Here is a 21,025-nt window from a genome sequence, read left to right as displayed (position 1 = left end):
ACCACTCACAGGAGCCCGACCCATGAGCCTGATCAAACGTTTCTTCCAGCCAACCCGCCCCGCTCAGCAAGCCGTTACGCCGAGCGTGGAAGATCACCCGAATTTCTGGATGTACCCGTGATTCATCCGGCCGCGCCGACCAGCCGCAGCGGCACCGGGCGCCCGGCCTTCTGCGCCAGGTAGCGGGTGCAGCTGACGCGCAGGAAGGAAGCGAAATTGACCACCTCGCCACGGAAGTCCATCACCTCTTCATAGAGTTTGGCGATCAACTGGTTGGTGGTCATGCCATCGACCTCGGCGATTTCGCTGAGGATGTCCCAGAACTGGTTTTCCAGGCGCAAGGTGGTCACCACGCCACGAATGCGCAGCGAGCGTGAGCGCGATTCGTAGAGGATGGGGTCGGCCTTCACATAGAGTTCGCACATCAGGTGTGTCCTCAAAGGTAGGGCGGGTGCAACCCGCCACGCGTGGACTGACGAATGTCCATGATGCGCCCCGGGCTGCGTACGGGCTACGGGCTTTACAGGCGAATTTCCGTGCCCAGCACCTTGAGAAACGCCGCCAGCCAGGCGGGGTGCGCAGGCCAGGCCGGCGCAGTGACCAGCGTGCCCTGGACGTGGGCCTGATCCACCGGGATGTCGACATAGGTGCCACCCGCTAGGCTGACTTCCGGGCCGCAGGCCGGATAGGCACTGCACTCACGCCCCTGCAACACACCGGCTGCTGCCAGCAACTGGGCGCCGTGGCAGACGGCAGCGATGGGCTTGTCGGCGCTGGCGAAGGCCTTGACCAGGGCGATTACCTCGGCATTCAGGCGCAGGTATTCCGGCGCGCGGCCACCGGGAATGACCAGGGCATCGTAATCTTCGGCACGTACCTTGGCGAAGTCGAAGTTCAGCACAAAGTTGTGCCCCGGCTTCTCGCTGTAGGTCTGGTCACCCTCGAAATCGTGGATGGCGGTGCGCACCGTTTGCCCGGCGCTCTTGCCCGGACAGACCGCATGCACGATGTGACCAACCATCTGCAATGCCTGGAAGGGCACCATGGTCTCGTAGTCCTCGGCGTAGTCGCCGACCAGCATCAGAATCTTCTTGGCAGCCATGATCGTCTCCTGAAGGTGGGGGGAACGGCCTCATTATTCGCCTGTTTTTCCACCCTCGGGTAACAACCGGGTACTACGTGTTCAGATCCCGACCTTGTCCAACGCCTGGCCAATCGAGCGCCAGAAGCCTCGCTGCGGCCGCTCCGGGTCTTCCTGGCTGGCGGCGATATGCTCCGCCGGCTGCACCCGTCGGGTGGCACCGAGCTCGCTCTCGGCCAACTCGGCGGACACCCGCTGCAGCGGCCCCTCGCCGGCACTGTCCAGGCCGCTGCTGCTGGGCGGCGGGCCGTCCTCGTCGTAGCGCAGGTAATAGCTGGCACCGACGGCGGCATCGAGGGTAAAGCTGGCGATCAGGGTGAAATCCAGCGGCCCGTCGGCCAGCAACGTCCAGAAACTGCCCGCCAGCGGGCGGCGCATCTCCAGCTTGTAGCTGGCGGCGTCGACCTCCAGCAGCAGATGGCCGTTGCTCGGCAGGCTGCCAACCAGGCGGTTGTCGATAAACAATCCTGGCGCCTCCAGCTCCTGGTCGGCCCAGTCGCTGCGCGGGCGGTAGAGGTAGACCAGTGCATGGTTTTCGTCGCTTAGCTGCTGCGGCGAGAAGGCCTCGCCATCCAGCTCGCCGAAGAAGGCGCCAGGGGTCGAACAACCGGCGAGCAGAGCGACAGGCAATGACAGCAGCAGACGGCGCATCAAGGCTTCCCTGTTATTAGGCAGATGCACCGAGCTTAGTCGGCCAGCGAGGCGCAGGCACCCGACGAAAGTGCGGGTCGCGACCTATGCGGATCGCTCACGAAAAAGGCCGGCATCGCTGCCGGCCTTGTGCGGTTCGCCTACTGCTTAGAGCGCGTATTTCTGCAGGTTCGCCATCATTTCCTTGAGCGCCTCGACGTTGTCAGCCGGGTGCGCGGCACCTTCGAAATCACAAATGCGCTGCCACTGCGCGGCAACGTCATCGGGGCTGAAGCCGGCCTTGGGATCGAAGCCAGCGCCCAGGCTGCGCTCCCAGCGCACCTTGCCAACCCAGCCACCGCCGACCTCGAACAGGCCACCGGTGTCCTGGCAGGCGGCGCTGCCGAGGTACACCACCAGCGGGCTGACCAGCTCGGGTTTGAGCTGCTCGAACACCTGTGGCGGGATCAGCCCTTCGGTCATGCGCGTGGCACCGGTCGGGGCGATGGCGTTGACCAGGATGTTGTTCTTGCGCCCTTCGATGGCCAGGGTGCGGGTCAGGCCGTACAGGCCAAGCTTGGCCATGCCGTAGTTGCTCTGGCCGAAGTTGCCGTAGATGCCGGAGGTGGACGAGGTGAAGATCACCCGGCCGAAGTTCTGCTCGCGCAGGTGAGGCCAGGCAGCGTGAGTGGTCTTGTAGGCGCCCTCGACGTGCACCTTGTAGACCAGATCCCAGTCGGCGTCCTCCATCTTGTGGAAGCTCTTGTCGCGCAGGATGCCGGCGTTGTTGACCAGCACGTCGATGCGGCCGAAATGATCCAGCGCGGTTTGTACGATTTTGTCGCCATCGGTCACCGAATCATGGTTGGCCACGGCGGTGCCGCCAAAGGCGCGAATCTCTTCCACCACCTTGTCGGCGGCGGAGGCGTTGGCGCCTTCACCGTGGGTGCTGCCTCCCAGATCGTTGACCACCACCTTGGCGCCATGGCGGGCGAACAGCAGCGCATGGGCACGGCCCAGACCACCGCCGGCACCGGTGACTATCACCACTTGATCTTCGAAACGGACGGTATCGTTCATCGGGCAGGCTCCTCGGGCAGATTGCGAATGTCCCGAGTGTCAGGCAGCCCCGCGAGCTTCACAAGGCCGCGCGGGGCACCTGAATGGCAGGCGATAATGCGACCTTATCGTTCATGCCTGACGAATCAGACTGAGGTGGTTGTACAGGTGCATCACGTGCGCTTCGGCATACTCGGCATGCGTCAGCGCGCCATAGGCGAAATGCGGCTGCAGTTCCCCCGAATAGGCCGCGAAGCGTTCGAAGGCTGCGCGCAGGCGCTGCAGTGCCGCCTCCTGGCTGCTCGGTTCGGCCAGCGGGGCTGCACCGGGAATGGGTTCATCCAGCGCATGACGCATCGCACCTCGGGCGCTGAACACGGCAAAGGCAGCCGGGCCGAGACTGCTGCGAAACCAGGTCGGCTTGAGCTGCGGATAACCATCGATGGAATAGTCGATGCTTTGCGCGCAGTGGTTGAACACTTCACTTGGGCTCCAGCCACGGATGCTGCTGAGCTGCCGCCCAGCAAGCGAATCCAGCACCTGACGTGCGCCATCCAGCGTCAGCGCGGCCGGACGAGGGCCGCTGGGCAATGCCCAGAAACCCGCACCCAGCGCGGCCACACCGCCCAGGGCGGCACCTTTCAGAAGCGTTCTGCGTTGCATGCCATGGACTCCAGGCGATCACGAAATTGCAGGTAATGCCCGAGCACTTCGGCGGGTGCCTCGAGCTGTGGATAATGTCCGATCCCGTCGAGCAGAACGGTATCGGCGTTTTCGATCAGCTCCCGGTAGCGCGCCACCATATGGGCACCGGAAATCGGGTCGAAGGCGCCGTCGATGACCAGCATCGGCACGCGCGTGGCCTGCATGGCCGCCACCCAGCGCTCGCGCTGCTGGCGCCGCTCGGGCATGTAGCGGATCAGGCGGTGCATCACCGCTGGGCCGGCGTTGTATTCGACCAGTCGCCACAGGTCATCCAGTTCGTCATCGCTGGCCTGAGTCTGCGGGCCGAAGATTCGGGCAAAACTCTGCGCCAGGCTGCGCCGCGAGAACAGCCGGCCGATCAGCGGCCCGAACGGCCCGAGCAACAGCTTCTGCACGCGCACCGGATGATGGGTTTCGGGGAACAACCCACCATTGAGGAACACGCAACTGGCCAGCGCCAGGCGCCCGTCCTGATGCCGGGCGATCAGCTCCTGCGCCACGCTGTCGCCATAGTCATGGGCCAGCACGTGCACGGGGCGCTGCTCGCCGATATGCGCCAGCAACGCCTGCTGCAGATCGGCCTGCTCCAGCAGGCTGTAGGCATGGCCACGGGGCTTGGCGGAATAACCGAAGCCGAGCATGTCGCAGGCGATCAGGCGATAACGCTCGGCCAACGGCGCCCACAGGCGATGCCAATCCCAGCTCGCGGTGGGAAAGCCGTGGATCAGCAGTAGCGGCTCGGCCTCGGCAGAGCCGGCGACCCAGTAGCGGATGGCATGGCCGTGAAAATCCAGCGTCCGGCTCCGAGCGCGCCAGTCCTCCAGGGCGATCCCTGGCAAGTCGCTCACTGGTCGTAACCCGGCATCTGCTGGTCGAGCTTGCGCAGCAACGCCGGCCAGGGCAGCGAGCCGCCCATGCCCTGTGGCGTCTTCATCACGCCCGTAATCATCGCCTGGGCGCCATCGAGAATCTGCTGCGGAATATGGATCAGCTCGGCGCCGCCGCTCTGCGCCATGACCTGGATCTCGCAGGCACGCTGCATGATGAACATGCCGAGGAAGGCATCGGCGATGTTGCCGAAAGCGGTGAGCAGGCCATGGTTGGGCAGGATCATGAAGTTCTTGTCGCCCAGATCCGCCTGCAGCCGCGCCTTCTCGTCGTGGTTCAGCGCCACCCCTTCATAGCCGTGATAGGCCAGGCTGGCGAGGACGAACAGCGATTGCTGCGACAGCGGCAACAAACCCTGCTTCTGCGCCGACACGGCGATGCCGGCGGCCGTATGGATATGCAGCACGCAGCCGACATCGGGGCGCACCTCATGCACGGCACTGTGGATGGTGTAGCCCGCCGGGTTGATGTCGAAGGGACTGTCCATCAGCTTGGTGCCGGCCAGGTCGACCTTGATCAGGCTCGAGGCGGTGATCTCGTGGAACATCAGACCGTAGGGGTTGATGAGGAAATCCTCGGTACCCGGCACCTTGGCGGAGATATGGGTGAAGATCAGGTCGTCCCAGCCATACAGCGCGATCAGCCGGTAGCAGGCGGCCAGGTCGACACGGGCGCGCCATTCGGCTTCGGAAACCTGATTCTTGACGACGGGCAGTTGCAACGGAGCGTTCACGGCGGACACCTCGATCTTGTTATGGGTCGGTGGTGTCGGCAGTCTAGCCGTGGCGCCAGAGCATGCTAGTCGCCCTGGCAGCCATCTTCATGGCTTTGCAGGTCAGAAGGCCGGCGGGACGCTGCGATAGCAGGATATTCGCCTTCGTTATAGAAGCAGGAGCAACAGCGGCGCGGCGAAGAAATTCAGCAATCCCATCAGCACCATCACCAGCCCGGCGACGGTACCCTCCTCGTTGCCCACCTCCAGCGCCCTGGCCACGCCGGCACCGTGAGCCCCGACGCCGAGCAGCGCACCACGCGCCAGCGCCGTCTTCAGCGGCAACCAACGCAGCAGCAAGCCACCGGCTGCCGCACCGAAAACGCCGGTGAGCATGACGAAGATCGCTGTCAGTTCGGCCACGCCGCCGAGGCGCTGGGCGATGGGCATGGCGAAGGGCGTGGTGATCGAACGCGGCACCAGCGAGCGACTGACCTCGCTATCCAGTGCCAGGGCACCGGCCAGCCACCAGGAACTGGCGATGGCCACCGTGCTCCCCACCAACATGCCACCGAGCAATGCCGGCCAGTGTCGCGCCAGCAACGCGCGCTGCTGCCAGATGGGTACAGCGAAGGCCACCGTGGCAGGGCCGAGCATCATCATCAGCCAGTGAGTGTTGCCGATGTACTCCGCATAACGCGTATGCAGCGGAATGGCCAGCGCCAGCAACAGCAGCGGCACCATGATCAGCGGCGAGAGCAGATAACGGCCACTGCGCCGATACAGCCAGCGGCTCAGGCCATAGGCGCCCAGGGTCAGTGCCAGCCACAGCAGGGGCATGGGCTCAAGGCTCATGGCGCAAGCTCCTGCGGCACAACAGCTCCACGGTCAGGGCGGTGAATACCATCACCAACAGTGTGCTGCTGCCGATCACCAGCAGAATGCGCCAGCCTTCGCTGCGCAGCAGGCTGCCATAGTCGAGCAGGCTCATCAGTGCCGGGATGAAGAACAGCAGCATCTCCGCCAGCAGCAAACCCGCGCCCAGTTGTAGCGCTGCCGGCTCGACCCGGCCACTGGCAAAAGCCGCCAGCAGCAAACCCAGCCCGATGACGCCACCGGGAACCGGCCAGCCCAGATAGGCAGCCAGCCAGCTACCGAACAGATACAGGCCGATCAGGATCGCCAGTTCGAAGCAAAGACGGGAAAAACGGCGGATGCGAGCCATGCGTAAAGCTCCAGAGGATATGGCCGACAGCTTATTCCCCGGCCTATCATCACCAAAGCGAATTGTCAGAATCGAGGCCATTCCATAATGGAATTCAAACAACTGCGCAGCTTTGCCGAGGTGGTGCGTCAGGGCGGTTTCACCCAGGCCGCCGCCGTGCTGCATACCAGTCAGTCGGCCGTCAGCAAACAGGTCGCCCAACTGGAGTCTCGCCTGGGTGTCCGTCTGCTGGAACGGCACGGCCCGCACCTGCGCCTGACCGATGCCGGCGAGGTCGTGCGCCGTCGCGCCGAGGACTTCCTGCGCCTGCAGCAGGAGCTGTCGCGCGAACTCGACGACCTGAACCAGCTGGTTCGCGGTGAACTGCGTCTGGGCTTGCCCATGCTCGGTAGCGACGCACTGTTCGCCGGCCTGTTCGCTGAATACCGGCGCCGTTATCCAAAGATCACCATCAGCCTCGCCGAGGGGGGCAGCAAGATGGTCGAGCGCATGGTGCTCAACGGCGAACTGGAGATCGGCGCAGCTCTGCAGCCGAGCGATCCGTCTTTCGCCTACCGACCGTTCTGCAACGAACCCCTGGATATCCTCCTGCCCGCCCAGCATCCGCTGGCAAGCCAGCAGGGCCTGCGCCTGGAACAGTTGGCCGAGACACCCTTTCTGCTCTACCAGCAGAGCTTCACCCTCAATGATCGCCTGCTCCTGGCCTGCCAGCGCCTGGGTTTCACCCCGCAGGAGGGTGGACGCAGCGGCCAGGCGGACTTCCTCGCCGCCCTGGTGGCCGCCGGTCAGGGTGTGGTGCTGCTACCCCGCGTAGTGGCGCGCAGCCTCGAACGGCCAGGCGTCGTCAGGAGAACGCTACTGGGCTCGGATCTGCGCTGGGATATCGCGTTCATCTGGCGCCGCGACGCCTACCTGTCGCGAGCCGCGCAGGCCTGGCTCGACCTGCTCGCTCCAGCGCAGGGCACCGCTGAAAACCTGGGCGAGACCGCCAGCGCAAGGCACAACGAGCAACGGGAGTGACAAACGAGGGCTACCCGGAGCAGGCGTTAGCGAATCACAAGAGGAGAGGTTTAGCGGTACCCTCAAAGCCAATAGCCATCACCGCTCAGCCGCGACGGCCAACGCGACTATCAGGCCTGCAGCGCCTTGGCGAAGGCCTGCAGCCAGGGTTCGGCATCGCTTTCCGGAGTGACGGTTTCGCTCGCATCCAGGCGCAGCATCTCAACCACCTCGCGCAACCCCAGCTCGGCATAGAGTTCGCGGATCAGCTCACCGCCGCCGCAATAGGTGTCGTAGCTGGAATCGCCGAGGGCCAGCACCGCCGCCGGACGGCCACTCCAGGCCGGCAGGCGGTCGCGGATTTCGCTGTACAGCGGCAGCAGGTTGTCCGGCAGTTCGCCCATGCCGGTGGTGGAGGTCACGGTAAGGAATGCATCCGGCGCAAAGGCCAGCAGTTCTTCCAGGCTCATGTTCGACTTGTGCCAGGCTTCCAGCCCGGCGGCCTTGAGCTGGCGCTCGGCATGGCGAGCAACTTCTTCGGCCGTACCGTAGACCGAGCCCGAGAGGATGGCGACTTTCATGACAACTCCGGATACAGGAAAAACGCCGCGCATTATGCCGCAAGTGGACAGCCTGACCCGATGTTTTAGAATGCAGCGATACTTCTTGCGGAATTGCCTCCATGATCAATGCCAAACTGCTGCAACTGGTAGTCGACGCCTCCAACGATGGAATCGTGGTGGCCGAGCAGGAGGGCGATGACAATATCCTGATCTACGCCAATGCTGCGTTCGAACGCCTGACCGGCTATGCCAGCGACGACATCCTCTACCAGGATTGCCGCTTCCTGCAGGCCGGAGACCGTGCCCAGATTGGCCTGCAGGCCATTCGCGAGGCGGTCAAGGCCAACAAACCCTGCCGCCAGATCATCCGCAACTACCGCAAGGATGGCAGCCCGTTCTGGAACGAACTGTCGATCACCCCGGTGCTCAACGAAAGCGACCAGCTCACCTACTACATCGGCATCCAGAAGGACGTCACCGAGCAGGTGGAAGCCCAGCAGCGCGTGCGCGAGCTGGAAAGCGAAGTGGCGGCGCTGAAAGCCGAGATCGAACGCCTGAAAAACTGACGAACGTACAAAACTAACGGCCCGAGGCACGGTCTGCTGTGAGTGAACCTCTTGCAGTGACCGTCATGCACAACGACACACTCCTGACCCAGGCTGAAATCGACTTCATCCAGACCCTGAGCACGCAGCCCAGCCCAAGGGCGGCGTTGCCGGAAGACGCCAAGCTGGCCATCGGCGAACAGCTCGGCGAGCTGTTGGAGCGCCTTGGCGCCGACGAACAGCTCAGCCTGGATACCCACAGCCAGAACGAGCACCTCAGCTATCCCCTGCGCCTGGTGCGTACAGGACGCCAACCCGCACGCCTGGAACTGGGCGCGCCACTGATTCTGGAAACGGGCGAAGTCGAAAGGCCGTGGCGTCTGCGCCTGCCGCAAGCCCTGCCGTTACTGGACAACCATGGTCAAGCAGTGCCTGATCTTATGGTGCTGGAACTGTCGAGCAACGGCATGCTGCTGCGGCAACGCACTGTGATGCCTGCGGAGCGCCTGCTGCGCGGCAGCCTGCAGTTGTCGGACACGGTTTGCGTACGGATCGAGGGGCACCTGGTCAGACGCGTCGGCCGTGGCCGTTACGCCTATCACCTGCAACCGCTGTGCGCACAGGACGAGCAGCAGTTGCGGGAATTTCTCTTCGAGCATCACCGCGCTGGGCAGCTCAGCGAAGCGATCGCCTGAGCGGCTCAGGTGTCCAGATGGCCGGCGAGAAACTGCCGCAGCCGCCGTTGCATCAAGCGCCCTTCATTGCCCAGGCACGCGATGGGCGAACCGGCTAGGGCGTCTTCGGCGAGATCCGAGCTGTCGCCCGCCAGCAACAGCGGGCAATCCAGGCTGAGCGCCAAACGTGCCAGTTGCCGCGGAAATTCATCGCCCGGCGGCTGGTTGCTGAAGACCACCAAGGCCTGAGGCCGCATGCGCTCGCAGATCAATGCCAGATCGGTGAACGGAATACCGGGCCCCATGACCGTGGCCTGAGCATCATGACCACTCAGCATCAACGCAGCTACCAGCAGTTCCAGCTCGCGGCAATGGCCGGGCAGTGCCGTCAGCAGAATCGGCTCGCGCGTATCGTCACGCCCAAGCTGCAGTCGCTGCCAGCAACGCCCGCGCAGAAAGCCGTCGAGCATCAGCCACTCGCTACGCTGGCCGACCTCATCCTGGCGCAGGAGCAACTCCTGCCACAGCGGCATGAAGATGTCCTGGAACACCACCGGCAAGGGGTAGCAGGAGAAGATCTGCCCGTACAGCCGTTCCAGTCGTCGTTCATCGAAGCCTTGCAGGGCTAGCCGCACCTGCTCCTGCCACTGCCCCCAGTCATCGCTGCTGACCTCCTCGTAGGCGGGCGTGACGACGCTGCGGTTGCTGGCGCTCTTGGCCAGGATCGAGCCGACCTTGCTGACCGCGACACCACGTTCGATCCAGGCGAGGATGCTGCGTACCGCATCGATATCGGCTTGCGAATACAAGCGATGGCCGCTGTCGGTTCGGGTCGGCTGAATCAGACCATAACGCCGCTCCCAGGCACGCAGCGTCACCGGGTTGACCCCGGTAAGACGGGAAACCTCGCGGATGGGGAACAGCTCTTCCTGCTTCAAAGCGCTGGACGCTAGCGATGTGACGGAGGCGAGTTCGGGCATGGCTTCGGGCATCGTGGCAACGAATGTACGGGGATTGTAACCCAGCTTTACCGGGCTTACATTGTGCAAAAGTTATACAAGGCAATCTCATGCACAACCCTGCCTGGCCATTGACCCTTTATTTCGACGGAGACTGCCCGCTCTGCGCGCGTGAAATCCGCATGCTCAGCCGCCACGCAGCGCCGGAGCGTCTGCTTCTGGTGGATATTTCTGCCGAGGACTTCGATCCACTGCCGCTGGGCCACTCACTGACGGCGATGCAGGATCGCCTGCACGCCCGCTGGGCCGATGGCACCTGGTTGCAGGGCCTCGATGCCAGCCTCTGGAGCTGGGAAGCCGCGGGCCTGGGAGCCTGGGTGGCGCCCTTGCGCTGGCGAGCGCTGCGCCCCCTGCTGGAATGGGGCTATCGACTGTTTTGCCGCCTGCGCCCTCACCTGGCGCGGTTGCCGCACCCTGACGGTGCAGCGCGCTGCCGAAAAGGCGGCGCCTGCTCAACCCAACGCCCACCGTCAGCGGGCGCTGGCTAATTTTCGCAAAACGGGAATAATCCTTGCTGCATTGTTCGTCGAGCACATCACCCCGTGCTCGACCACGCCCAACGCCCTACCCCGGCTGACGGCAACACTCGAGGAGATACACAATGTCCCCCGTTACCCTGATGGTGGCGCGCCGCGTCGCCGATGGCCGTTATCACGACTTCATCACCTGGCTGCGCGAAGGCGAGCATCTGGCCACCGACTTTCCGGGCTACCTGGGCTCCGGCGTGCTGGCACCACCGCCGGGCGATGATGAATTCCAGATCGTATTCCGTTTCAGCGATGAGCAAACCATGGCGGCCTGGGAGCATTCAGCCTCGCGCCAGGCCTGGCTCACACGCGGCAGCGGCCTGTTCGCCCAACCCCAGGAAAAACGTGCAGTCGGCCTCGATGCCTGGTTCGGCAGCGCCCATCGCCAGCCCCCGCGCTGGAAGCAGAGCGTGGCCATCTGGCTGGCGTTCTTTCCGGTATCGCTGGCGTTCAACCTGCTGTTCGGCGCCTGGCTCGGCGAGCTCTCGCTGGTCACGCGCATCCTGCTCTCAACCCTGGCGCTGACGCCATTGATGACCTACCTGTTCATCCCGCTGTCGACACGCCTGCTGGAACCCTGGTTACACGCCCCGACCAGCCACCGCCCTACTCGTCAGGCGGCCAGCATCGGTAAATCCTGATCGCCATGCAGCACCTCCTCGGCCAGCTTGATGCTGGCCGATTTCGTTCTGACGCCGAAAGCCCAGACCTGTACAAAACAATCACTAAGTACAGGATAAGTACAAAATGACAGGCCGCCACTTTTTCGAACAAAAGCCTTTTATCTCAATAAAATAGGCCTCTTCCGCACTGCCAGCCGCAAAACCACATATCACGCAGGGTTGTACAACATAGGACTCTGGTATAACTTTGTCCTCGGCCTGGTGAGTACCGCCTGCCACTGGTCAGGTATCCCGAGGCGGTACAGCCAGGCCTTCATCTTTCCTGCACGAGTCGCACATGAGCGCTGCCAGCTTTCCCATTCTGATTACCGGCGCCGGCCAACGGGTCGGCCTGTACTGCGCCGAGCGCCTGCTCGACGAAGGCCAGTCGGTGATCGTCAGCTACCGCCAGGAGCGCGACAGCATCGTGCGCCTGCGTGAGCGCGGCGCCATCGCCCTGCAGGCAGACTTCGGTGACGAGGCCGGCATCCTGGCCTTCGTCGAACAGCTAAAGGGGCAATGCAGCGGCCTGCGCGCCATCGTCCACAACGCCTCGCAATGGCTCGCCGAAACACCGGGCGAGGAAGCCGAAGCCTTCCGCCAGCTGTTCAGCGTGCACATGCTCGCGCCCTACCTGATCAACCTGCATTGCAGCGACCTGCTGTTGCAGTCGGCGCAGGCCGATATCGTCCATGTCAGCGATGACGTGGTGCGCAAGGGCAGCGCCAATCGTCCGGCCTACTGTGCCAGCAAGGCGGGGCTGGAAAGCCTCACGCTGTCGTTCGCTGCGCGCCTGGCGCCCCGCATCAAGGTCAATGCCATCGCCCCGGCATTGCTGATGTTCAACGACACGGACGACCAGGCTTACAGAACAAAGACCCTGGCCAAATCGGCACTGGGCATCGAGCCTGGGCCACAAGCGTTCTACCAGAGCTTGCGCTACCTGCTGGACAACCCCTACGTCACCGGAACAACCCTTACCCTCAACGGCGGCCGTCACCTCAAGTGACGCTCTGCCCAGGACACTGCCATGAGCGAACCCCTCTCCCAACACTATCGCGAGATTCTTGTCGGCCTCGGTGAAAACCCGGAACGCGAAGGCCTGCTCGACACGCCCAAGCGCGCGGCCAAAGCCATGCAGTACCTTTGCCATGGCTACCAGCAGTCGCTGGAAGAAATCGTCAACGGCGCGCTGTTCGAGTCCGACAACGACGAGATGGTGATCGTCAAGGACATCGAGCTGTACTCGCTGTGCGAGCATCACCTGCTGCCCTTCATCGGCAAGGCGCACGTGGCTTACATCCCCACCGGCAAGGTACTGGGGCTGTCCAAGGTCGCTCGCATCGTCGACATGTTCGCTCGCCGCCTGCAGATCCAGGAAAACCTCACCAAGCAGATCGCCGATGCCATCCAGCGTGTCACCAACGCGGCAGGCGTGGCCGTGGTGATCGAAGCCAAGCACATGTGCATGATGATGCGCGGCGTGGAGAAGCAGAACTCGGTGATGAGCAGCTCGGTGATGCTGGGTGCCTTCCGCGAGTCGTGCAACACTCGTCATGAATTCCTGCAACTGATCGGACGGAACAACTGATGCCGCGACTGGAACCCGGAATGGCGCGCATCCGCGTCAAGGATCTGCGCCTGCGCACCTACATCGGTATCAAGGAAGAGGAGATCAACAACAAGCAGGACGTGTTGATCAACCTGACCATCCTCTATCCGGCCGTGGACGCGGTACAGGTCAATGACATCGAGCATGCCCTCAACTACCGCACCATCACCAAGGCGATCATCGCCCATGTGGAAGGCAATCGCTTCGCCCTGCTCGAACGCCTGACCCAGGAAATCCTCGACCTGATCATGACCCACCAGGCCGTGCGCTACGCCGAGGTCGAAGTAGACAAGCCGCACGCGCTGCGCTTCGCCGAGTCGGTATCGATCACCCTGGCCGGTCATCGCTAGACCGGCTTCGTGCTCGGCTTGCCGGCCTGCGGGGCGGCTTTATATCATCGCCGCCACCCACTGCCCCCGGAGAGCCCAGCATGACCGAGCAAGAACGCCTCGAACTGGAAGCCGCCGCCTTTCGCGCCCTCGTGCAGCATCTGCGCACCCGTCCCGATGTACAGAACATCGACCTGATGAACCTGTCCGGCTTCTGCCGCAACTGCCTGTCCAAGTGGTACAAGGCCGCTGCCGATGACATCGGCGTCGAACTGAGCCCGGATCAGGCACGTGAAGCGGTGTACGGCATGCCCTACGCCGACTGGAAAGCCAAGTACCAGAAAGAAGCAACCGCCGAACAGAAAGCCGCTTTCGAAAAAGGAAAACCGCAATGACCACCCTCGCCGACCTGCGCAACCGCTTGCAGCAGGACGACTTCGCCTTCAGCGAGACCCTGGCCTTCGTCGCCGAGTACTACGACTATCAGCCCAGCGCCTTCCGTAATGGCACTGTGGAAAACGCCGCTGGTCAGAACGAAGGCTCCTGCAAGACCCTGGGTCTTGCCCTGCTCGAAGGCTTCAGCACGGATGAAGCGCTACGCGCCTTTGGCGAGCACTACCGCAGCGTGCTGGCCACTCCCGAGGGCAGCGACCACGGCAACATTCGCGCGCTGATGGCCCATGGCCTGGAAGGCGTCCAGTTCGAGCGCCAGCCCCTGTCCCACAAAGTCTGAGGCAGTCGCGCAAAAACTTGCACAACTGTAGCAAAAAGCTGACAGACATCACTTAGCCATCACGCTATTCTGCGCGCCATCACGATTCATGGAACACGAGGGAATGTGTTCTGCGCGCAGTGTCTGCGCCCCCTCCTGTTCCATGCCTGGCATGGAGTCGCACGATGCAGCAGACCCTGGTATGGAAGCCCTGGTACACCCCTGGCGTGGAAACCCTGCGCCTCAGCCACGATGCCAATGGCATCCATGCCACCAGCCATCTCATGCAGGTGGTCAAGGGCGACAGCATCGTCGCCAACTACCTCATCGACTGTGATTCGCGCTGGCGCTTCCGCCGCCTCTGGCTCAAGGTGGACAATCACGGCCAGCGCAGCCTGTGCCTGCAACGTGATATGCGCGGCAACTGGCTGCTAGACGGTCAACCCCGCCCCGACCTGCAGGACTGTCAGCACGTCATGCTCTCGGCCTCGCCCTTCACCCACACGCCGATCCTGCAACGCAGTGCCCTGGAAGCCGGGCAGAGCGAGGAGCTTCAGGTCGCCTACGTGGACATGCTGAGCCTGAAGGTCGAACCCCGCTGGAAGCGCTACCGCTGCGTGCACCACCAGGCTGGCGAAAGCCTGTACCACAGCCAGGTGGAAGGTCGTGCCGACGAGGAACTCAGCGTCGACGACCAGGCCCTGCTGCTCAAGGTCAGCGAGAAGTACCTGCGCCTCAGCCAGCGCGACCTGAAGGTCAGCGCGCTGGTGTAAGGCTCAGCTTAAATAGGCAGTTGCCCGAACATCCAGCGCAGCAGAAAGAACACCAGCAAACCGCCGCCGATAGTCGCCAGCAGATGCCGGCTGAAGGCCGCAATGCCGATGGCCACCAGACCGGCGATCAGGTAGGCGTTGTCCACTTCGAACGCCCAGTGCTGGCCGTCGGGCATCAGCATGCCGGGCACCACGATCGCCGTCAGCACGGCGGTGGGTACGTAGTGCAGGCCCTGACGTACCAACGGCGGAAAGCGCAGCTCAGGAAAGGCGAACAGGCTGTAACGGGTGGCGAAGGTGATCGCCAGCATGCCGAGAATCAACCACCAGATATCCATCACGCGCCCTCCTCCATCGCCGGCAGCCCACACCGTTCCAGCCACACGCCGACGAAGATGCCACTGGCGGCAGCCGCCATCAGCCCGAGCTTGTACGGCAAACCGTGGCAGACCAGCGCCACGCCAGCCGCAACCAGCGCCGCAGCCACCTGCGGACGATTGCGCAGCATCGGCACGACGATGCCGATGAAGGTCGCCAGCATGGCGAAGTCCAGCCCCCAGTCGCCGATATTCGGGATCGCCCGGCCGAACAGAACGCCGATCAGGGTGCATGCCAGCCAGTTGACGTACATGGCCAGCGCCGCGCCGAGGAAATACCAATGCCGATGCTCGGCCTGATCGCCGCGCAGGTAGCGCTGCTGCACCACCGCATAGGCTTCGTCGGTCAGCCAGAACGCCAGCGGCATGCGCCAGCGCTTGGGCAGATGACGTACGTAGGGCTGCAGACTGGCGCTGTACAGGGCATGCCGCAGGTTGACCACGACCGTGGTCAGCAGCACCACGGCAACGCCGGCACCACCGCTCAGCAGGCTGATGGCGATGAATTGCGCCGAACCGGCGAAGACCAGCGCCGACATGCCCAGGGTCTGCAGCGGGTCGAGCCCGGCTGCGCCGGCCAGGCTGCCGAAAATGACGCCGAAAGGCATGGCGCCGAGTAGCATCGGCAGCATGTCGCGCGTGCCCTGAGTGAATTCGTGATGACGGGACATGGAACCTCCTTGATCCAGCGAGGGTAACCGCTGCCAGAGGGGAGGTCTTGAACGTTCTTGCGCCTCAGCGCTGGCAAGCCCGCCGGTATTCGCCGGGCGCGATACCGTAGGCCTGCTTGAACTGACGCGACATGTGGCTCTGGTCGGCGAAGCCCAACTGCATCGCCACCGCAAGCGGCGCGCAGCCTTCGCTCAACAGGCCACGAGCCTGCTCCAGGCGACGCTGCTTGAGCCAGGTATGCGGCGGCAGGCCTGTCGCGCGGCGAAAGGTGCGGGCGAAATGGAACGGCGAAAGTCCCACTTCCCCGGCCAGCTCGTCCAGGGAAGGCGGATCGATCAGGCGCGCACTCATCAGCTCACGCGCCCGTGCCACGGCCAGCGGCTCGCGGCCAGCCGGACGCGGCTCACCAACCCGCGCATACCGGCGAAACAGCAGGAGCAAGGCCTCGCGCCAGGCCAGTTGCTGCTCCAGTGCACTGGCGCCCCGCTCGGACAACTGGTGCAACGCGACGAAATGCCCGGCAACCTGCGGATCATGCAACACGCTGCTGGCAAAACCCGGTAACCCACCCGTGGCGATATCCAGCTCCTCCAGTACGCTACCGACCGCTTCCAGCTCAGGATAGAAGGCGCGGTAGCGCCAACCCTGCTCATGCGCCTTGGAACCCGTGTGCAGCTCATCGGGGTTGATCAGCACCATGCTGCCCAACGCCGCCAGATGATCGCTGCCACGGTGACGAAAGCGCTGCGCCCCAGACTCGATCACCGTGAACACGTAACCCGCATGTACATGTGGGGCGAAACGCTGCTCACGGTAATGGGCATGCAACAGTTCCACCTTGCCCAGAGCGCTGGCGCGCCAGAAGCGTGTGCGCTCACCACTCATGATCAGCTACCGAAGCCAGCCTCCAGCGCCTGGCGCACCTGCGGCCACTCCTGATCGGTGATGCTGTACATCACGGTATCGTCGAGGCGGCCGTCGGCCAGGCGGCGGTGATTACGCAACAGGCCTTCGCGCACCGCCCCCAGTTTTTCGATGGCGCGTTGCGAGCGCAGGTTGCTGGCCGCAGTCTTCAATTGTACGCGCACCATGCCCCAGTTATCGAAGGCGTGCCTGAGCATCAGGTACTTGATGGTGGCGTTCAGGCCGCTGCCATGCTGTGCCTGATCGAGCCAGGTCCAGCCGATCTCGCAGGCCGGCAGGGCATTGAGGAAGTCGGCGAAACGCGTAGTGCCCACCAGCTGGTCACCCAGGCGAATGACAAAAGGCAGGGCGCGCTGTTCGCGCAGGTCGGCCAGGGCGCTGCGGTACCAGTCCAGGCGCAGGGTACCGTTCATGTACAGCAGCGCTTCACGGTTGGCCTCGGCCAATGTCACCAGAGCCGGAATATCGGCATCGGCCAGCGGCTCCAGGCGCAGCGCTCCGCGCTGCAGCGTTACCAGTTGCGGCTTGAACATCCTTTCCCCCGGCGAGATTACGAGCAGCTCACGCTATCAGGCACACGCCTGCGGCACAATTGGCCGCTGCGGCAATCGGTCCGTGCGACCTTGGTCGCAACTGACGGACTCGCGCTTTGGTGCAACACTGCACCTGTTCCCGCGCCACACCGAGTGCGCGGCCCCATTCGTATACCTGCGTTCCGGAGTGTCCGCATGTCGCTGTCCACCGGGCTGATCGCTGCGGTCGCCCTGATCTACATGACCGTCCTCTTCTCCATCGCCTTCTATGGCGACCGGCGCAGCACCCCCATGCCGCCGAAGGTACGCGCCTGGGTCTACTCGCTGTCGCTGGCGGTGTATTGCACCAGTTGGACCTTCTTCGGCGCGGTCGGCCAGGCGGCCGAGCAGCTGTGGTCGTTCCTGCCGATCTACCTGGGGCCGATCATCCTGATGCTGACCATGCCCTGGGTGCTGCAGAAGATGGTGATGATCAGCAAGCAGGAGAACATCACCTCCATCGCCGACTTCATCGCCGCACGCTACGGCAAATCGCAGTCGCTGGCCGTGGTCGTGGCGCTGATCTGCCTGGTCGGTGTGCTGCCCTACATCGCCCTGCAGCTCAAGGGCATCGTCCTCGGCGTCAACCTGCTGATCGGCGTCGACTCGCAGACCATCAGCACCAGCGCCCAGGACACCGCCCTGATCGTGTCGCTGGCCCTGGCCCTGTTCACCATCCTGTTCGGTACGCGCAACCTGGACGTCACCGAGCATCACCGCGGCATGGTGCTGGCCATCGCCTTCGAGTCGCTGGTCAAGTTGCTGGCCTTCCTCGCCGTCGGCGCCTTCGTCACCTTCGGCCTGTACAACGGTTTCAACGACCTGATCGCCCAGGCCCACGAGGCCCCGGAGCTGGAGGCATTCTGGAACGAGGCCGTGAACTGGCCGGCGATGCTGGTGCAGACCGGCATGGCGATGATTGCCATCGTCTGCCTGCCCCGGCAGTTCCACGTCAGCGTGGTGGAGAACATCGAGCCGAAGGATCTACGCCTGGCCCGCTGGGTGTTCCCGGCCTACCTGGTGCTGGCGGCGCTGTTCGTGGTGCCCATCGCCCTGGCCGGACAGATATTGCTGCCCAGCGGCGTCACCCCGGACTCCTTCGTCATCAGCCTGCCGCTGGCCGAGGCGCACCCGGGCCTGGCGGTGCTGGCCTTCATCGGCGGAGCGTCGGCCGCTACCGGCATGGTGATCGTCGCCTCGGTGGCGCTGTCGACCATGATCTCCAACGACATGCTGCTGCCCTGGCTGCTGCGTCGGCAGAACACCGAGCGCCCGTTCGAGGCCTTCCGCCACTGGATGCTGACGGCGCGACGCGTGAGCATCGTGCTGATCCTGCTGCTGGCCTACGTTTGTTATCGCCTGCTCGGCGAAGGCACCAGCCTGGCCACCATCGGCCAGGTGTCCTTCGCCGCCATCGGCCAGTTGGCGCCAGCCATGTTCGGCGCCCTGGTATGGAAGCAAGCCAACCGTCGCGGTGTATTCGCCGGGCTGATCGTCGGTTCGCTGCTGTGGTTCTACACCCTGGTGCTGCCGCTGGCCGCACGCGGCATGGGCTGGTCGCTGGCCAGCTTCCCCGGCCTGACCACCCTGCTGCATGCCCCCATCGGCCTGCATGTCGACCCGTTGACCCGTGGCGTGGTGCTGTCGCTGGCCGGCAACATGCTGCTGTTCGCCTGGGTGTCGTGGTTCTCCCGCACGCGCGTGTCCGAGCACTGGCAGGCCGGGCGCTTCATCGGCCATGACCTCGGCACCAAGCCCAGCGGCCGCAGCCTGCTGGCGGTGCAGGTAGCCGACCTGCTGATCCTGTCCAGTCGTTTCGTTGGCGAGGAACGCGCCCGCCAGAGCTTCACCCGCTTCGCCCTGCGCCAGGGCAAAGGCAAGGACTTCGACCCCAACCAGCCGGCCAACAGTGAATGGATCGCCCATACCGAGCGCCTGCTCGCCGGTGTGCTGGGCGCCTCCAGCACCCGCGCGGTGGTCAAGGCGGCCATCGAAGGGCGCGAGATGCAGGTCGAGGACGTGGTGCGCATCGTCGACGAGGCCAGCGAGGTGCTGCAGTTCAACCGCGCCCTGCTCCAAGGCGCGATCGAGAACATCACCCAGGGCATCAGCGTGGTCGACCAGAACCTGCGTCTGGTGGCCTGGAACCAGCGCTATCTGGAGCTGTTCGAGTACCCCGATGGGCTGGTCTACGTCGGCCGGCCGATTGCCGAGATCATCCGCTTCAATGCCGAACGCGGCATGCTCGGCAGCGGCGATGTCGAGGAGAACGTGGCCAAGCGCCTGTACTGGATGCGCCAGGGGACCGCGCACAGCTATGAGCGGGTATTCCCCAACGGCCGGGTGATCGAACTGATCGGCAACCCCATGCCGGGCGGCGGTTTCGTCATGAGCTTCACCGACATCACCGAGTTCCGCCAGGCCGAGCGCGCGCTGAAGGAAGCCAACGAGAGCCTGGAACGCCGCGTCGCCGAACGCACCTTTGAACTGTCGCAGCTGAACCAGGCACTGACCGAAGCCAAGGCCCATGCCGAAGCCGCCAACCAGTCCAAGACGCGCTTTCTCGCCGCAGTCAGTCATGACCTGATGCAGCCGCTGAACGCCGCGCGGCTGTTCTCCGCCGCGCTCTCGCACCAGGAGGACGCGCTGCCCGGTGAAGCCCAGGAACTGGTGCGCCACCTCGACAGCTCGCTGCGCTCGGCCGAGGATCTGATCACCGACCTGCTCGACATCTCGCGCCTGGAGAACGGCCGCATCACCCCGGATCGCCACCCGGTCGCCCTTTCCAGCCTGTTCGACACCCTCGCTGCCGAATTCGGCGTGCTGGCCGCCGAACAGGGCATCGATCTGCGTGTGCACGGCAGCCGTCAGTGGATCGACAGCGACATCAAGCTGCTGCGCCGGGTGCTGCAGAACTTCCTGACCAACGCCTTCCGCTACGCCAAGGGTCGCGTGGTGCTGGGTGTGCGCCGTGAAGGCAGCCAACTGCGCCTGGAAGTCTGGGATCGCGGCCCCGGTATTCCCGAGGACAAGCGCAAGGTGATCTTCGAGGAGTTCAAACGCCTGGACAGCCACCAGACACGCGCCGAGAAAGGCCTGGGCCTGGGCCTGGCGATTGCCGACGGACTGTGCCGGGTACTCGGCCATCGCCTGGAGGTGCGCTCCTGGCCAGGCAAGGGCAGTGTGTTCAGCGTCAGCGTGCCGCTGGCGCGCAAGCCTGCGCCCAAACCTCAGGGCGTCCCCTCACCGGCCAGCGATGGCCAACCCCTGCAGGGCACCCAGGTGATTTGCATCGACAACGAGGACAGCATTCTCACCGGTATGCACAGCCTGCTGTCACGCTGGGGCTGCCAGGTGTGGACGGCGCGCAATCGCCTGGAGTGCGAGCATCTGCTGAGCGAGGAAGTGCGCCCACAACTGGCACTGATCGACTACCACCTCGACGAAGGCGAGACCGGCACCGAGCTGATGGCCTGGCTGCGCACACGCCTGGGCGAACCGGTGCCCGGTGTGGTGATCAGCGCCGATGGCCGCCCCGAACTGGTCGCCGAAGTGCACGCCGCCGGCCTCGACTACCTGCCCAAACCAGTCAAGCCGGCCGCGCTGCGCGCCCTGCTCAGCCGCCACCTGCCCCTGCGCGGCTGAAGCAGAGGCTGACCTGAAGCAAAGGCGCCTTCAGTGGCCACGGCTAGACTGTTCGCAGTC

Annotated in this window: 27 protein-coding genes; 12 read left to right on the top strand and 15 right to left on the bottom strand. The window is 64.2% G+C overall.

The features are described 5' to 3' along the window. Positions 1 to 122: 122 nt before the first annotated feature. The 9 genes from VC352_RS22205 to VC352_RS22165 all read right to left on the bottom strand — a co-directional run bounded on the left by VC352_RS22205 (position 123) and on the right by VC352_RS22165 (position 6,360). Positions 123 to 425 (bottom strand): ribbon-helix-helix domain-containing protein, encoded by a 303-nt coding sequence (locus VC352_RS22205; RefSeq protein ID WP_322981673.1) that lies wholly within the window; start codon positions 423 to 425, stop codon positions 123 to 125. A 95-nt stretch (positions 426 to 520) separates the two neighbouring features. After that, positions 521 to 1,105: a DJ-1/PfpI family protein gene (locus VC352_RS22200; protein WP_322981727.1), complete on the bottom strand. Its 585-nt coding sequence runs from the start codon at positions 1,103 to 1,105 to the stop codon at positions 521 to 523. Positions 1,106 to 1,183: 78 nt separating this feature from the next. Further along, a complete protein-coding gene (locus tag VC352_RS22195; RefSeq protein WP_322981672.1) occupies positions 1,184 to 1,792 on the bottom strand; it encodes a DUF2846 domain-containing protein in 609 nt (202 codons plus the stop codon). A 147-nt stretch (positions 1,793 to 1,939) separates the two neighbouring features. Then, positions 1,940 to 2,851, bottom strand: a complete 912-nt coding sequence (locus VC352_RS22190; RefSeq protein ID WP_322981671.1) for an SDR family oxidoreductase — start codon at positions 2,849 to 2,851, stop codon at positions 1,940 to 1,942. A 111-nt stretch (positions 2,852 to 2,962) separates the two neighbouring features. Next, positions 2,963 to 3,493, bottom strand: a complete 531-nt coding sequence (locus tag VC352_RS22185) for a DUF1569 domain-containing protein (RefSeq protein ID WP_322981670.1) — start codon at positions 3,491 to 3,493, stop codon at positions 2,963 to 2,965. Further along, positions 3,472 to 4,383, bottom strand: a complete 912-nt coding sequence (locus VC352_RS22180) for an alpha/beta fold hydrolase (RefSeq protein ID WP_322981669.1) — start codon at positions 4,381 to 4,383, stop codon at positions 3,472 to 3,474. Before VC352_RS22180 ends, VC352_RS22185 begins: the two co-directional genes overlap by 22 nt. Then, positions 4,380 to 5,156 carry a class II aldolase/adducin family protein gene (locus VC352_RS22175; RefSeq protein ID WP_322981668.1) on the bottom strand — a complete coding sequence of 259 codons (777 nt, stop codon included), beginning with the start codon at positions 5,154 to 5,156 and terminating at the stop codon, positions 4,380 to 4,382. The genes VC352_RS22180 and VC352_RS22175 overlap by 4 nt, the downstream gene beginning before the upstream one ends. 147 nt (positions 5,157 to 5,303) lie before the next feature. After that, entirely contained in the window at positions 5,304 to 5,990 is a 687-nt protein-coding gene (locus VC352_RS22170) for an LrgB family protein (RefSeq protein WP_322981667.1), read from the bottom strand. After that, positions 5,980 to 6,360, bottom strand: coding sequence for a CidA/LrgA family protein (locus VC352_RS22165; protein WP_322981666.1), 381 nt, complete (start codon positions 6,358 to 6,360; stop codon positions 5,980 to 5,982). The genes VC352_RS22170 and VC352_RS22165 overlap by 11 nt, the downstream gene beginning before the upstream one ends. Positions 6,361 to 6,447: 87 nt before the next feature. Here VC352_RS22165 and VC352_RS22160 point away from each other — a divergent pair, with 87 nt between their 5' ends. After that, positions 6,448 to 7,380 carry a LysR family transcriptional regulator gene (locus tag VC352_RS22160; RefSeq protein WP_322981665.1) on the top strand — a complete coding sequence of 311 codons (933 nt, stop codon included), beginning with the start codon at positions 6,448 to 6,450 and terminating at the stop codon, positions 7,378 to 7,380. A gap of 110 nt (positions 7,381 to 7,490) precedes the next feature. Here the strand turns inward: VC352_RS22160 and VC352_RS22155 are convergent, their stop codons facing one another. Then, positions 7,491 to 7,940: a flavodoxin gene (locus tag VC352_RS22155; RefSeq protein WP_276487159.1), complete on the bottom strand. Its 450-nt coding sequence runs from the start codon at positions 7,938 to 7,940 to the stop codon at positions 7,491 to 7,493. A 101-nt stretch (positions 7,941 to 8,041) separates the two neighbouring features. Between VC352_RS22155 and VC352_RS22150 the strand changes: the two genes are divergently transcribed. Both VC352_RS22150 and VC352_RS22145 read left to right on the top strand, forming a co-directional pair. Continuing rightward, positions 8,042 to 8,488: a PAS domain-containing protein gene (locus tag VC352_RS22150; RefSeq protein ID WP_276487160.1), complete on the top strand. Its 447-nt coding sequence runs from the start codon at positions 8,042 to 8,044 to the stop codon at positions 8,486 to 8,488. Positions 8,489 to 8,526: 38 nt separating this feature from the next. Further along, positions 8,527 to 9,162 (top strand): hypothetical protein, encoded by a 636-nt coding sequence (locus VC352_RS22145; RefSeq protein WP_322981664.1) that lies wholly within the window; start codon positions 8,527 to 8,529, stop codon positions 9,160 to 9,162. Positions 9,163 to 9,167: 5 nt separating this feature from the next. Here VC352_RS22145 and VC352_RS22140 read toward each other — a convergent pair whose 3' ends face one another. Further along, on the bottom strand, positions 9,168 to 10,121 hold the full coding sequence (locus VC352_RS22140; RefSeq protein ID WP_322981663.1) for a MerR family transcriptional regulator: 954 nt from the start codon (positions 10,119 to 10,121) through the stop codon (positions 9,168 to 9,170). Between the two features lie 89 nt (positions 10,122 to 10,210). Between VC352_RS22140 and VC352_RS22135 the strand changes: the two genes are divergently transcribed. From VC352_RS22135 to VC352_RS22100, 8 genes are all read left to right on the top strand, one after another. Then, positions 10,211 to 10,648: a DUF393 domain-containing protein gene (locus VC352_RS22135; protein ID WP_322981662.1), complete on the top strand. Its 438-nt coding sequence runs from the start codon at positions 10,211 to 10,213 to the stop codon at positions 10,646 to 10,648. Positions 10,649 to 10,761: 113 nt separating this feature from the next. Next, positions 10,762 to 11,328, top strand: a complete 567-nt coding sequence (locus VC352_RS22130) for an antibiotic biosynthesis monooxygenase (RefSeq protein WP_322981661.1) — start codon at positions 10,762 to 10,764, stop codon at positions 11,326 to 11,328. 319 nt (positions 11,329 to 11,647) lie between these two features. Continuing rightward, on the top strand, positions 11,648 to 12,358 hold the full coding sequence (gene folM, locus VC352_RS22125; RefSeq protein ID WP_322981660.1) for a dihydromonapterin reductase: 711 nt from the start codon (positions 11,648 to 11,650) through the stop codon (positions 12,356 to 12,358). A 21-nt stretch (positions 12,359 to 12,379) separates the two neighbouring features. Then, positions 12,380 to 12,940: a GTP cyclohydrolase I FolE gene (gene folE / locus VC352_RS22120; RefSeq protein ID WP_322981659.1), complete on the top strand. Its 561-nt coding sequence runs from the start codon at positions 12,380 to 12,382 to the stop codon at positions 12,938 to 12,940. Continuing rightward, positions 12,940 to 13,311 (top strand): dihydroneopterin triphosphate 2'-epimerase, encoded by a 372-nt coding sequence (gene folX, locus VC352_RS22115; RefSeq protein ID WP_322981658.1) that lies wholly within the window; start codon positions 12,940 to 12,942, stop codon positions 13,309 to 13,311. Before folE ends, folX begins: the two co-directional genes overlap by 1 nt. A gap of 80 nt (positions 13,312 to 13,391) precedes the next feature. Then, positions 13,392 to 13,685 carry a DUF1244 domain-containing protein gene (locus tag VC352_RS22110; RefSeq protein WP_322981657.1) on the top strand — a complete coding sequence of 98 codons (294 nt, stop codon included), beginning with the start codon at positions 13,392 to 13,394 and terminating at the stop codon, positions 13,683 to 13,685. Next, positions 13,682 to 14,023, top strand: coding sequence for a HopJ type III effector protein (locus VC352_RS22105; protein WP_322981656.1), 342 nt, complete (start codon positions 13,682 to 13,684; stop codon positions 14,021 to 14,023). The genes VC352_RS22110 and VC352_RS22105 overlap by 4 nt, the downstream gene beginning before the upstream one ends. Positions 14,024 to 14,187: 164 nt before the next feature. Continuing rightward, positions 14,188 to 14,775 carry a putative glycolipid-binding domain-containing protein gene (locus VC352_RS22100; protein ID WP_322981655.1) on the top strand — a complete coding sequence of 196 codons (588 nt, stop codon included), beginning with the start codon at positions 14,188 to 14,190 and terminating at the stop codon, positions 14,773 to 14,775. A gap of 8 nt (positions 14,776 to 14,783) precedes the next feature. Here VC352_RS22100 and VC352_RS22095 read toward each other — a convergent pair whose 3' ends face one another. The 4 genes from VC352_RS22095 to VC352_RS22080 form a co-directional block, all read right to left on the bottom strand. Then, entirely contained in the window at positions 14,784 to 15,113 is a 330-nt protein-coding gene (locus tag VC352_RS22095) for an AzlD domain-containing protein (protein WP_322981654.1), read from the bottom strand. Next, complete coding sequence (locus VC352_RS22090) at positions 15,113 to 15,823, bottom strand: AzlC family ABC transporter permease (RefSeq protein WP_322981653.1); 711 nt, start codon at positions 15,821 to 15,823, stop codon at positions 15,113 to 15,115. Before VC352_RS22090 ends, VC352_RS22095 begins: the two co-directional genes overlap by 1 nt. 64 nt (positions 15,824 to 15,887) lie before the next feature. Beyond that, positions 15,888 to 16,709, bottom strand: a complete 822-nt coding sequence (locus VC352_RS22085; protein WP_322981652.1) for an AraC family transcriptional regulator — start codon at positions 16,707 to 16,709, stop codon at positions 15,888 to 15,890. A 2-nt stretch (positions 16,710 to 16,711) separates the two neighbouring features. Further along, a complete protein-coding gene (locus VC352_RS22080) occupies positions 16,712 to 17,281 on the bottom strand; it encodes a GNAT family protein (protein ID WP_322981651.1) in 570 nt (189 codons plus the stop codon). 195 nt (positions 17,282 to 17,476) lie between these two features. Here VC352_RS22080 and VC352_RS22075 point away from each other — a divergent pair, with 195 nt between their 5' ends. After that, positions 17,477 to 20,965, top strand: a complete 3,489-nt coding sequence (locus tag VC352_RS22075; protein ID WP_322981650.1) for a PAS domain-containing hybrid sensor histidine kinase/response regulator — start codon at positions 17,477 to 17,479, stop codon at positions 20,963 to 20,965. Positions 20,966 to 21,025: the final 60 nt, after the last annotated feature.

The sequence above is a fragment of the Pseudomonas sp. C11 genome (assembly GCF_034683865.1).
Classification (GTDB): Bacteria; Pseudomonadota; Gammaproteobacteria; order Pseudomonadales; family Pseudomonadaceae; genus Aquipseudomonas.
Note: the sequence above shows the minus strand (reverse complement) of the source record. Positions and strands in the feature narration are given on the sequence as shown.